This window comes from Streptosporangium sp. NPDC005286 (genome assembly GCF_040607515.1).
Lineage (GTDB): Bacteria > Actinomycetota > Actinomycetes > Streptosporangiales > Streptosporangiaceae > Streptosporangium.
The window spans coordinates 1-12,192 of record NZ_JBEXGU010000220.1 but is presented as its reverse complement, the minus strand read 5'-3'; the positions used below and the strand labels follow the sequence as shown (position 1 = coordinate 12,192).

12 protein-coding genes are annotated in these 12,192 nt (G+C 71.3%); 9 read left to right on the top strand and 3 right to left on the bottom strand.

All coding sequences use genetic code 11. From position 1 onward, the window contains the following. Positions 1-1,626: AAA family ATPase (locus ABZU75_RS41775; RefSeq protein ID WP_355567446.1), on the top strand; the 1,626-nt coding region annotated here is incomplete at its 5' end. Beyond that, positions 1,623-1,805 carry a hypothetical protein gene (locus ABZU75_RS41770; protein ID WP_355567443.1) on the top strand — a complete coding sequence of 61 codons (183 nt, stop codon included), beginning with the start codon at positions 1,623-1,625 and terminating at the stop codon, positions 1,803-1,805. The genes ABZU75_RS41775 and ABZU75_RS41770, both read left to right, overlap by 4 nt. 24 nt (positions 1,806-1,829) lie before the next feature. On the opposite strand, the gene ABZU75_RS41765 is transcribed toward ABZU75_RS41770, so the two are convergent. Then, a complete protein-coding gene (locus ABZU75_RS41765) occupies positions 1,830-2,378 on the bottom strand; it encodes a hypothetical protein (protein ID WP_355567441.1) in 549 nt (182 codons plus the stop codon). A 480-nt stretch (positions 2,379-2,858) separates the two neighbouring features. Here ABZU75_RS41765 and ABZU75_RS41760 point away from each other — a divergent pair, with 480 nt between their 5' ends. The 4 genes from ABZU75_RS41760 to ABZU75_RS41745 all read left to right on the top strand — a co-directional run bounded on the left by ABZU75_RS41760 (position 2,859) and on the right by ABZU75_RS41745 (position 7,796). Then, positions 2,859-3,635: a hypothetical protein gene (locus tag ABZU75_RS41760; protein ID WP_355567439.1), complete on the top strand. Its 777-nt coding sequence runs from the start codon at positions 2,859-2,861 to the stop codon at positions 3,633-3,635. 28 nt (positions 3,636-3,663) lie between these two features. Beyond that, the gene (locus ABZU75_RS41755) at positions 3,664-4,791 is read left to right on the top strand and encodes a hypothetical protein (RefSeq protein WP_350927576.1); all 1,128 of its coding nucleotides are present in this window, start codon (positions 3,664-3,666) and stop codon (positions 4,789-4,791) included. Between the two features lie 61 nt (positions 4,792-4,852). Beyond that, positions 4,853-6,322, top strand: coding sequence for a hypothetical protein (locus tag ABZU75_RS41750; RefSeq protein ID WP_355567435.1), 1,470 nt, complete (start codon positions 4,853-4,855; stop codon positions 6,320-6,322). Positions 6,323-6,500: 178 nt separating this feature from the next. Next, entirely contained in the window at positions 6,501-7,796 is a 1,296-nt protein-coding gene (locus ABZU75_RS41745; RefSeq protein WP_030922360.1) for an AAA family ATPase, read from the top strand. A 53-nt stretch (positions 7,797-7,849) separates the two neighbouring features. Here ABZU75_RS41745 and ABZU75_RS41740 read toward each other — a convergent pair whose 3' ends face one another. Together ABZU75_RS41740 and ABZU75_RS41735 are read right to left on the bottom strand one after the other, a co-directional pair. Next, complete coding sequence (locus tag ABZU75_RS41740) at positions 7,850-8,803, bottom strand: GNAT family N-acetyltransferase (protein WP_355567432.1); 954 nt, start codon at positions 8,801-8,803, stop codon at positions 7,850-7,852. Between the two features lie 142 nt (positions 8,804-8,945). Next, positions 8,946-10,478: an MDR family MFS transporter gene (locus tag ABZU75_RS41735; RefSeq protein ID WP_355567429.1), complete on the bottom strand. Its 1,533-nt coding sequence runs from the start codon at positions 10,476-10,478 to the stop codon at positions 8,946-8,948. A 154-nt stretch (positions 10,479-10,632) separates the two neighbouring features. Here ABZU75_RS41735 and ABZU75_RS41730 point away from each other — a divergent pair, with 154 nt between their 5' ends. From ABZU75_RS41730 to ABZU75_RS41720, 3 genes are read left to right on the top strand one after another with little or no spacing between them, the layout of a single operon-like run. Further along, complete coding sequence (locus tag ABZU75_RS41730) at positions 10,633-11,184, top strand: helix-turn-helix domain-containing protein (RefSeq protein ID WP_355567426.1); 552 nt, start codon at positions 10,633-10,635, stop codon at positions 11,182-11,184. Then, on the top strand, positions 11,181-11,498 hold the full coding sequence (locus tag ABZU75_RS41725; RefSeq protein WP_350963965.1) for a DUF4031 domain-containing protein: 318 nt from the start codon (positions 11,181-11,183) through the stop codon (positions 11,496-11,498). The genes ABZU75_RS41730 and ABZU75_RS41725 overlap by 4 nt, the downstream gene beginning before the upstream one ends. A gap of 31 nt (positions 11,499-11,529) precedes the next feature. Continuing rightward, a complete protein-coding gene (locus tag ABZU75_RS41720; RefSeq protein WP_350963962.1) occupies positions 11,530-12,075 on the top strand; it encodes a type 1 glutamine amidotransferase domain-containing protein in 546 nt (181 codons plus the stop codon). Positions 12,076-12,192: the final 117 nt, after the last annotated feature.

Here is a 12,192-nt window from a genome sequence, read left to right as displayed (position 1 = left end):
GTCACACTGACCGGCTTCGAGGACGAGCACCTTGGGGCCGGTCAGGACCTGGGCGTGGCGAGCCGGATCGTGGCCGCCGAGATCGAGCGCCCCCGCGTCGGGCCGATGCGCGACATCGTGGCCACCATCCAGCCCGAGCAGGACGAGCTGGTCCGTGCCGGGCTTGAGGAGTCGATCTGCATCCAGGGGGCGCCGGGCACCGGTAAGACCGCCGTTGGACTGCACCGGGCCGCCTACCTGCTCTACACCCATCGGCAGCGGCTCTCGCGCACAGGCGTGCTGATCCTCGGCCCCAACCGGGCGTTCCTGAGGTACATCGCGGCCGTGCTCCCGGCGCTCGGCGAGGTCGACGTCGAGCAGACGACCATGGCGGGGCTGCTGGCGAGAGAGCCGCTCAGGGGAGCCGGCGGCGAGGAGGCCGCGGCCGTCAAGCACGACGTCCGCATGGCGGAGGTGCTGCGTCAGGCGCTGTACCGGCGGGTGACGACCCCGGCGGGTCCGATCACCGTCCCCGACGGCTCCCACCGCTGGCGGGTGGGACAGGAGAAGTTCGGTGCCATCGTGGACGCCGTCCTGCGGGAGGCGACCCCGTACGGTGTGGGCCGCGAGCGCGTACTCTCGCGTACCGTGGCCGTCCTGCTTCGGCAGGCGGAGGCACGCGGCCGGAACACGAGTGCCGCCTGGACGCGCGGGATGACCAGGGCCCTCACCGCGCACGTCGACGCGGTGTGGCCCGCCGTCCGGCCGGAGGAGGTGCTGGCGGAGCTGCTCGGCGACCCCGCGGTGCTGGCCGGGGCCGCGGACGGGGTCCTCACCCCCGGCGAGCAGTCGGCCATCCTGTGGACCAGGCCGCCGCGCTCGTTCAGGAGCGCCAGGTGGTCGGCGGCCGACGCCGTACTTCTCGACGAGATCTCGGGCCTGCTGGAGCGCCCTCGCGGATACGGTCACGTCATCGTCGACGAGGCGCAGGACCTCTCGCCGATGCAGTGCCGGGCCGTCGCCCGCAGGAGCGAGCACGGCTCGATCACCGTGCTCGGCGACCTGGCGCAGGGCACCACCCGGTGGGCGGCCCGCGGCTGGCGCGAGCACCTGGCCCACCTGGGCAAGCCGGACGCGAAACTGACCGCCCTGACCACGGGTTTCCGGGTGCCCGCCGCCGTCGTCGCGATCGCCAACCGCCTGCTGGAGGAACTGGCCGTGGACGTGCCCAGGACTCGCTCGTTCCGTACGGACGGCCGTCTCGGGGTCCACCGGACACCCGACCTCGCCGGCACCGCGGTCCGCGCGGTGCGCGACGCGCTCGGCCATGAGGGCTCGATCGCGGTGATCGCCGCCGACACGGCCCTCGGCGAGCTGGTGACGGCGCTGAGGGCCGAAGGCATCGAGGTCGCCACGCTCGACGACATCGCCTCCGCGGCCCGCGTCACCGCCGTCCCCGCGGCAATGGCCAAGGGTCTCGAATACGACCACGTGGTGGTGGCCGAGCCCGCCGAGATCGCCGAAGCCGAGACCCGAGGACTCAACCGGCTCTACGTCGTGCTGACCCGGGCCGTCTCGCGACTGGACGTACTGCACACCCGCCCGTTACCCGCCTGGCTCGCGCCACCGGCCGGCGTTCAGGGGTGATCGGGAGCACCCGGCCACCGGGGCGCCGGAACGGCCGCGTCCACACCACCGAGCAGGCCGCCGAAGCCCTTCCCCGCCTGGGGGCGCACACGGTCGTGGTCGGCACCGCCGTCACGCATCCGGCCGGCATCGCTCGCTGGTTCACGGCCGCCCTCGAAGACGCCCTACCCCCGGACTGAGCGGAGGCGCCCTCCGCCGGGACGCTAGCCGACGGCGGCGAGGATCCTGTCGAAGGCCGGGGTGAGCCTGCCGGCGGTGGCCGCCTCCGCGTTGACCAGATAGACGTTCACCACTCGATCGGCACCTCCCACCAGGCCCTCCACGATGGAACCGTTCCGGTCGCACACGATCGCACCGTCAGCCGCGGCTGAGTCGCCGACCTTGCCGCCGTACTCGGTGCACGTGTCGGTGAAGTCCTTCCTGATCGTGGCCGCATCCGCTCCGGTGGCGACGTCGGCTCGCAGGACCAGCGGATCCGAGCCGTCCTGGGGAGCGTCCGCGGCCGTGTAGAGGCAGGCCGTCACTTTGATCGATTCGGCGGTCTCCAACGGGTGGTCGTCTTTCCTCTCCTGCAACTCCCAGCTCAGGGATGTGGCCTTGGAAAGGGCTTCCGGAGTGAGCGGGCAGCCGCCCGACGGCTGCGCCTGACCGTCGGGGGATTCGCCGGACGCGGCCTGTGACCCGCATCCGGCGAGGAACACGCCGGATGCGACGAGAACCAGCGCTCTCGCAGTGAAGAACCGCACGGCCACGACACCGTCCTTTCGCCTGCCCGCCGGAACGGCCCCCGGCGTCTCAAGGCGGACGTGCCGGGGCCGACCGGGACTTCGCCGGTGAATACGTACGACACGGTGCCTCGGCAATACGATCCGAGTTCGCCGTGGATGAGCAATGACAGCGTGACCGCCGGCAACGTACGCGTCAAGGAGTGCCGGCGCAGTCCGACGAGACACGGTCGCCGGGAGTGCCGTGCAGGCCGTCCGTGACCATGGCGCGGTGATTCACCGCGGCGGTGTAATGGTCGCCGCCGGTTTCGCGGTGGTGACTCATCTTGGTCCGGACGTCTCGGGTGGCGGGGCGCGCGACACCTGTCAGGTTCTTCACCTCTAGCCGTGAGTTACGTATCAAATGCCCTTTTCATCCCGTTATCACGATGCGATGAGTTGCTCTTTAATGCTGGAATTCACTGGAATTGAAGGGAGACCAGTGGAACTCCTGTTACGCTCCGGGCCGTGAGTGATTCACTGGACGCGCTGGAACGGCGAATAGCCGACCTCCGCGCCGAGGTGCGACGGGCGGTCAAGGCGAAGGAGAACTCGCTCGCCCGGTCGCTGCGCGGGGAGTTGCGCAGAGCCGAACAGGCATGGGACGCGGCGATAACCTCCGAGGCGCCGACGCCCGCGCGCGAGCCCGAGACCTCGCTGCTGCCCATCAGGGAGCAGGTGCACCAGGCGCTGGCCATGCTGGGCGTGCCGACCTCGGCCAAGCTCATCGTGGCGGTGAACGACGCGTTCTTCTCCCGCGAGCTCCGCGGCTCACAGCTGACCAGCCTGCGCCGAGACGAGGAGCGCTCGTTCCGCGGCGACCCCTACGCCAGGCCGTACTACCTGTGCGCCGCGCTGACCGACCGGCTCTCCCCCGCCCGGGGGCTGCTCGCCGACAGCACCTGGCCGGCCGAGTCGCGGGTGCTGGGACCGCTGAGCCCGCGCGTCGACTTCCTCACCTCGACCATGCGCATCGCCGAGCACCTGGCGCGGCTGGCCGAGCCGCCGGCGGGGGCGGTGCGGCTGCTGTCGCGGATGGCGCAGAACATCCCGGGCGCCGTCGAGGGCTTCGCCCCGGCCGACCCCGCGACCGCGATCCGCGCGGCGCGAGCCGAGCTGGAGGTGCACCGGGCCGCCGACACCGCGCAGCGGGCCGAGGTGGCGGCGCGGGCGACGAGGCAACTACCGGACGTCGAGCGCCTGTTCGGCGTCACCGCGATGAACACCTTGAGGGGGGCCTGTTGAAGACCAGGCTGGACGGGGGGACCCGCGCATGAACAGCCTTCGGGAGAGGGCCTTCCTGAACAGGCTTGACGAGCTGCGCGGGACGATGCCCGCCCGCCCGCACGACGCACGGGCCATCGCGGCGCTGGCCGCCAACCCCGGCTGCGCGCGCCGGGCGGTGATGGACGCCGCGGGCGTGGACAAGGACCGCACGGCCCGGCACGTCGGTTTCCCCGCCCCGTTCGGCCAGTCCCAGTTCGCGATCACCCGCGGGAACGTCTTCGAGTCGCTGGTCAAGGAGAACGGCTGCGCCGAGCTGCTGCGGCTGCTGCGCGAACTGCTCGGCCTGTCCGTCGCCCAGGTCGGCTACCGGGACGTGGAGAGCGTCGGCTCCCACCTGCGCCACTCGCACACCCGGGCGCTGATCGACCGTGCGGCGCGCGAGGACGACGGGACCGCGGTGTTCTACGACCACCCGCTGTTCAGCCTGGAGATCGCCGGGCACACCTCCTACCTCGAACCGGACGTGGTGGCCTTCCAGGTCGGCGGGCGATTCCACATCGTGGAGATCAAGTCGTTCGGCATGATCGACGGCCAGGCCGAGCCTGACAAGGTCGCGGCGGCGGCACGGCAGGCGGCGGTCTACGTCCTGGCGTTGCGCACGCTCATGGCCGACCTCGGACACGACCCGGAGCGCGTCTCCCACGACGTGGTGCTCGTCTGCCCGGAGAACTTCGCCAACCGCCCGACCGCGGCGCTGGTCGACGTGCGCAGGCAGCTGTCGGTGCTGGGCCGCCAGCTCACCAGGATGACCAGGGTCGAGTACCTGCTGGAGGGCCTGCCGGACGACCTCACCTTCGACCTGGCCCCCGGCGAGGACGGGGTGCCGACCCGCTCGGCGGACGAGCTGACCCAGGCGCTGCTCCAGGTACCCGCCCGCTACGCGCCCGACTGCCTGTCCACCTGCGACATGTGCATGTTCTGCCGTCACGAGGCCCGCGCCTGCGGATCCACCGACCTGCTCGGGCGTCAGATCCGCGACCAGCTGGGCGGCGTCTCCGGCATGCACGAAGCGCTCGGCCTGGCCGAGGGCACCCGCGAGGTGGCCGAGGGCCAGGAGGAGATCGCCCGCCTGCTCCGGCTGGCGGACCGGCTGCGCGAGGAGTCGCTGCGGTGAGGATCGTCGAGGCCACCGGGCCGGTCGCGCCGGGGGTCACCGCGGCGAGAGCGGACGACAGGTGAGCGCGCTGACGGCGCTGGCGCGACTGCGGGCCGTCAGGGACGGTGTCGCGCAGCGGGTCACCACGGTCAGGCACTGCCACATCTCCGCCCAGCCGCTGGTGCTCATCCCGCTCAAGCTCGCGGGCGAGGCCGCCGCGCCGCTGGCCGCCATGGTGGGCACCGACCCGGGTCACCCCCGGCTGCTCGTCGTCCCCCAGCCCCGCAACCGGGACCTGCGGTTCGCCTTCGCCGCCGGGCTGGCCGAGGTGCTGCTGCCCTACATCGAGGGGTTCGAGAAAAGCACCGAGACGGTCGAGCGCAAGGGCGGCGAGCCGTACGAGCGGTGCCTGGACGCACCGCAGATCCTCGTGCCGAACCGGTCCGCCGCCTCGTTCACCGGGCTGCTCGGCCGTTCCACCAGGTTCCGCAGGGCCGAGGGCCCCTACCCGGTGCACCCGTCGGTGCCGCTGCTCGGCCGATGGCTGACCTACTTCGCCGACCGGTCCCAGCAGCCGGGCTCCTCGGTGCTGCTCGCGGCGACCGAGGCACTGAGCCTGCACTGGGCGACCGGGCAGAGCAGCCTGGAGGACGCCAACCTGGCGGCGCTGCTGGGATGGATCGACCCGCCGCCGGGAATGTCCGGGCACCGGGCGGCCGAGGAGGCCGAGGACCCGCTGCTCTGGCCGCCGGCGGGCCCCACCACCGACCCGGGCTTCGACAACGAGGTGCTCGCTCCCGCGATCCGCGCCTACGAGGAGGCGCCGACCGACCGTGCCGTCGACCGGGTCAGCCAGGCGCTGCGCACCCAGCTCGACCCCACCTGGCGGCTGATGTGGCGGGCCGTCGACCTGCTGCGGTCGCTGCCGGAGGGCTCGCGGGTGAAGGACCGCTGGGAGATCGACCGTGGGTCGTTCACCCGGTTCGTCGAGCGGATCGCCGAGGGGAGCCCGCCGCAGGCCCGCAGGGACGGAGCGGTGAGCGCCGCCGCGAGGCTGGCGGGGCTGGAGCGGGCACGGGCGAGCTACGACGTGCAGCGGGCCCACGACGACCCGCTGCTCATGGCCGAGTACCGGCTGACCGGTGAGGCCTTCGCCGGGACGGTGATCGCCGCCGACCCCGAGCACAGCGAGGGCGAGGGCCGCTCGCGCAAGCTCCGGCCCCTGATCACGGTGAGGACCGGCGACCCGGTGCGGCTCACGCCCGGCACCACCGTCGGCAGCCCCGACCGGCGTGGCCACGCGGCCGAGATCGTCGAGGTCGTCGACGGGGAGATCACCCTTAAGATCACCAAGGGGATGGGGCGGGGCAGGACCCCGGCTCCGGGTTCGGTGCCCGAACCGGGCGAGCGGGTCTCGTACACCTCACTGACGGACGACTTCCAGTCGTCGGCGGCGCTGCCGGACCCCGAGCAGACGCCGTGGACCCATGGCGGGCCGCCGGAGGAGTACGAGCCCGGCGACGACGACGCGCAGGAGGAATGGCTTTGAGCGTTCACCGGACCCCGCACGGCCGGCCGGTGTCTCTCCCGGCCGTGCGTGCTCCCCGCTCGGCGGCGGCACCGGAGGACCAGGCCGCCGGCGCCGGAGCGGCGGGCCCGTCACCCTGGCACCGTGCCCGGGTGACGGGCCGCGACACGGACCCGGCGGGCAGTGGCGGGGGCGTGGCATGACGCCGCAGCAGGAGGCGGCGGCCGTGGTGGACGCCGTCCTGGCCGACCTGCCCCGTCACCGCGGCGTGGTCGTGGACTCGCCGCCGGGCGCGGGCAAGTCCACGCTGGTGGTCAAGGCCGCGGGGCACATCGCCGAGACCGGCGAGCCGCTGATGATCGTCGCGCAGACCAACGAGCAGGTGGACGACCTGGTGGAACGGCTCGCGGCCGAGCATCCCGATCTGGGGGTCGGCCGGCTCTCGGCGAGCGGCTACATCACGCCCGGCCGCATCCTCGCCCTGCCCAACGTCTCGGTCGCGGGCAAGCTGCCCGATCTGGGGGACCCGGCCGTGGTGATCGCCACCGCCGACAAGTGGGCATGGATCGGCGACCGCACCTGGCCCTGGGCCATCGTCGACGAGGCCTACCAGATGCGTTCGGACAAGCTGCTGCGCATCGCCTCGCTGTTCGAGCGGTCGTTGTTCGTGGGCGACCCCGGCCAGCTCGACCCGTTCTCGATCGTGGACGGCGACCGCTGGGCGGGCCTGTCGTGGGACCCGGTGCAGAGCGCGGTCTCGGTGCTGCTGCGGCACAACCCCGACCTGCCGGTGCACCGGCTGCCGGTCTCCTGGCGGCTGCCCGCCTCGGCCGCGCCCGTGGTCTCCGAGGCGTTCTACCCCTTCACCGGGTTCCGCGCGGGGACGGGCCCCGCCGACCGGTCGCTGGAGTTCACGGTGAACGGCATGCGCACCCCCTTCGACCTGGCGCTGGAGGAGGCGGCCGGGTCTGGCTGGGCACTGTACGAGCTGCCCAGCCGCCACACGGTGCGCACCGACGCGGAGGCCGTGCTGGCGACCGCGAGCCTGGCGACGCGGCTGCTCCAGCGGAGTCCGGTCGCGCACTCCGAGCGCGGCAGCCATCCCGTCACGGCCGACCGGATCGCCATCGGCGCCGCGCACCGCGACCAGGTGGCCGCGATCAGGGCCGCCGGGGTGCCGCCGGAGATCACGGTGGACACCGCCAACCGCCTGCAGGGCCGGGAGTACGATGTGACGATCGTGCTCCATCCCCTCTCCGGGCGCCGCGACGCCACCGCGTTCCACCTGGAGTCGGGGCGGCTGTGCGTGCTCGCCTCCCGGCACCGCCACGCCTGCGTCGTGGTGGCCAGGGCGGGCATTCCCGAGCTGCTGGACGCCCACCCGTCGGCCGAGCCGGTCCAGCTCGGCGTGCCGGTGAAGTTCCCCGACGGCTGGGAGGCCAACCAGGCGGTCCTGGCCCACCTCTCCAAGCACCGGGTGACTCCTGACGACTGACCTCCCACCGGCTGAGAGCGCCTTCCCCGCTCGATGGCGCCGTACGGTGCGGGTCAGATCGTGCGCCGCCAGACGTCGATGGCCAGCACCTGGCGCATGCCCACCGAGAGGTAGAGGTCGAGGGCGGGCGTGCTGTTGTTGGCGTCGACGTGCAGGTAGGTGCCGACCCGCCCGCGACGAGCGTCGTCGGCGAACGCCCCGCGCAGCATGAACCGGCCCAGGCCGCGGCCCCTGAAGGCGGGGAGCACCGCCAGCCGGCGTACGTAGCCGCAGTTCTCGTCCCCGAGGAAGGCGTTGGTCCCCAGCAGCATCGCCACGGGCTCGCCGTCGAGGCGGGCGACCGCCAGTTGCGACCAGTCGGTGTTGACCGAGGAGTTCAGCTCGTCGTACCACTCGTCGTAGTCCTTCGGGGCGAACCCGAAGTGGTCGGCGAAGCCGGCCTGCTCCACGGCGTGGCCCTGGCGGCGCACCTCCTCGGTGAGCCCGTCGTGCACGGTCATCCCGGCCGGCGGGCCGGGGCGGCCGACCGGCCCGGTGTGGTCGGCGCGGAGCCGGATGAAGCTGGTGGCGGCGCTGAAACCCCGGGCGGCGGCGACGGCGCGCTTGCCGCTGTCCTCGCGGTAGAGACCGATGTCCACCACGGCCCGGCCGTGGCCCAGCTCGGCGGCGATCTGCCCGGCCCGCTCGGTCACGGTGTCCCAGAGCGGGCCGGTCAGCTCCGGCGCGCCGGGGTGCACGACCACGTCGACGTCGACGTTGTCACTGGCGCCCTTGCGGCAGGCCCAGGCCCAGGCCGCCAGGCGCCCGCTCTCGTCGTGGACGAGCCAGCCGTCGGAGTCCATGTCGAAGGACGAGTCGTTCAGCTGGTCGGCGACGTCGTCGAGGGTCATGTCGGCCTTGCCGATCACCTGGGTGTCGCAGAGCGAGATCAGCTCGTGGATCTCGGGCGCGTCGGCGGCGGAAGGCCGCCGGGTGAGGTACCCGGCGGCGGGGATGGTCGTCTTCATGCCCCTCATCGTGGCGGGGGCGGGTTGGGAATCGCTGGGTCGGAACTTGGGATCGGTTGTTGACGCCCGCCACGCTGTGGTTCCGGCGAAGGACGGGTTGACCTCGCGACCGAAGCCGGGGGTCCGCACCCAAGATCCCTGATCAGTCGAGCACCGGCACCTGGGCCTCGGCCTCCTTGGTGCTCTCGGTGCCGCCGCGCAGCGGAACCTCCTTGATGAAGGCCGCCAGCAGCGGAACCAGGACGGCGAACAGGATCGCCCACCAGAAGACGCCGGAGATGGAGTCGGCCAGCGACTCCAGGAAGCCGATCCGTACTCCCGAGGGCAGCTCGTGCAGGGCTGCCGGGTTGAACTGGGCGCCGCCGGAGGCGAGCTGCTCGCCCGCGGCGCCCAGCTTGCTCTCCAGGTTGGAGGTGAGGCGGTTGTTGAAGATCGCGCCGAACAGCGAGACGCCGAACGAGCCGCCGATGGAGCGGAAGAAGGTCGAGGCACTGCTGGCGACACCGAGGTCCTTCTGCTCGACGCTGTTCTGGGCGATCAGCATGGTGGTCTGCATCAGGAAGCCCATGCCGAGGCCGAGCACCGCGATGAACACGCCGGTCTGCCAGGCGGGTGTGTGGACGTCCATCAGGGAGAGCAGCCACATGCCGATCGCCATGATCGCGCCGCCGAGGACCGGGTAGATCTTGTACTTGCCCGTCTGGGTGATGGCGCGGCCGACGAAGAGCGAGACCACCATGGAGGCGGCCATCATCGGGAGCAGCAGCAGGCCGGAGTTGGTGGCCGTGGCCCCCTGGACCGTCTGCTGGAACAGCGGCAGGAAGTTGATGGCACCGAACATGGCGAAGCCGAGCAGGAAGCCCACACCCGAGATCAGGCTGAAGTTGCGGTCGCGGAAGACGTTGAGCGGCATGATGGGCTCGGCGGCGCGGCGCTCCACCGGGATGAACAGCGCCAGCGTGACGACGGCGAGGGCCACCAGACCGAGGATCTGCGGTGAGTTCCACCCGTAGTCGTTGCCGCCCCAGGTGGTGATGAGGACCAGCGCGGTGATGCCGACCGAGAGCAGGGCGGCACCGAGCCAGTCGATGCGGTGCTCGGTGCGGTACCTGGGCAGCTTCAGCTTGATCGCCAGCAGGGCCAGCGCGACGAACCCGATGGGCAGGTTCACGTAGAAGGCCCAGCGCCAGTCGAGGTGGTCGGTGATGAATCCGCCGACGAGCGGGCCGGCGATCATGGCCAGTGACATCACGGCGGCCATGATGCCCTGGTACTGGCCGCGCTCGCGGGGCGGGACGAGATCGCCGATGATGGCCATGGCGTTGACCATCAGGCCGCCCGCGCCGAGGCCCTGGAACGCGCGGAACGCGATGAGCTGCATCATCCCGTCGGACGGGCCGCCGAGCATCTCCGAGCCCGCCATGCCACAGAGCACGGAGCCGATCATGAAGATGACGATGGAGGCGAGGAAGATGTTCTTCCTGCCGTACAGGTCACCGATCTTGCCCCAGATGGGGGTCGAGACGGTGGCGCCGAGCACGTAGGCGGTCACCACCCAGGACAGGTGCGTCAGCCCGCCGAGCTCGCCGACGATGCGGGGCATGGCGGTGCCGACGATCATGTTGTCGAGCATGGCCAGCACCATCGCGAGCATCAGGCCCGGTAGCACTACCATGACCTCACGGCGCCGCGCCGGTAAGGCCGCGGTCTCCTTCACTTCGCCCCCTAGAAGAGATCTTGCTTACTTGCCGACCGGTTAGTGTCGGATATGCTGGAAATGTAGGCCGCTTACTTGCCGGCCGTCAAGCTGATTTCTCGGTAAGGGAACCATGAGGGAACACGCCGATACCCGGACGCGCATTCAGGACGTCGCCCTGACTCTTTTCGTCGAGCAGGGCTACGAGGCCACCTCGCTCCGCGAGATAGCCGAGGCCCTCGGCGTGACCAAGGCGGCTCTCTACTACCACTTCAAAAACAAGGACGACATCGTCGCCAGCCTGGCCGAGGACCGGGTGCGCGCGGTCGAGGAGCTGATCGCCTGGGCCTCGTCCCAGCCGCGCACCGAGGAGACGCGCCGCGAACTGCTCCGCCGTTACTCCGACGACCTGCACCGGGGCCGGCACCACGAGATCATGCGGTTCTTCGAGCGCAACCAGACCTCGCTCAAGAACCATCCGACGATGGAGAAGACCCGCCACCGGATGCTGGACCTGCTCACCTTCCTCGTCGAGCCGGACGATCCCACCGCCACCCGGCTGAAAAACTCGATGGCCCTGTTCGCGCTGCACGCCGCGTGGATCATCCTCAGGGACGAGGCGATCTCCGACGAGGAGCGTCGGGCCGCCGCCCTGGAGGTCGCGCTCGACCTCGCCCGGCGGTGAGCGTGCTCATCGACCCGCCCAACTGGCCGGGTCCGCACGCTCTGTTCTGGTCGCACCTGGTCAGCGACAGCTCGACCGGGGAGCTGCACGCCTTCGCGGAGCTGCTGGGCGTGCCGCCCCAGGCGTTCGACCGCGACCACTACGACGTTCCCGAGACCTTCTACGAGCGGGCCGTCGCGCTGGGCGCGGAGGCCGTCTCCTCGCGCGAGCTCATCACCCGGCTCATCGGCTCCGGCCTCCGCCGTCGCAAGGTTCGTCCTGGAATCAGTAGCTCTCGCATAGATTCCGGAACCCCGGGCATGACGCCCCCCTGAAGACATCACCGCACGTCACAAAGGGGATGACATGCCGAACGCCAAGACGATCGCTTTCCTCGTGGCCCCGGAGGGCATCGAGCAGGTCGAGCTCACCGAGCCGTGGAACGCCGTCAAGCGGGCTGGGGCCACCCCAAGGCTCATCTCCACCGAGCGGGGTCAGGTCCAGGCGTTCAACCACCTCGACAGGGCCGACCGGTTCCCCGTGGACGCGACGGTCGAGGAGGTCTCCGCCGCCGACTTCGACGGGCTGGTGCTGCCGGGCGGCGTCGCCAATCCCGACCTGCTGCGTACCGTGCCCGAGGCGGTCGGCTTCGCGAAGGGCTTCTTCGACGCGGGCAAGCCCGTCGCGGCCATCTGCCACGCGCCCTGGACGCTGATCGAGGCGGACGTGGTACGCGGGCGCAAGGTCACGTCCTGGCCGAGCCTCGCGACCGACCTGCGCAACGCCGGCGCGAACTGGGAGGACCACGAGGTGGTGATCTGCACCTCGGGCCCGAACACGCTGATCACCAGCCGCAGGCCCGACGACCTCAAGGCCTTCTGCCAGGCCGCGATCGACGCGTTCTCGGGCTGAGGCGAAGAGTCGCAGGACGGCCGGTCCGCCTGAGGCGGGCCCCGCCCCCAGCCCCCCCCCCACCCAAAAAAAAAAAAACAAAAAATAAAAGCCAAATACGAAAAAAAAGAAAACCAA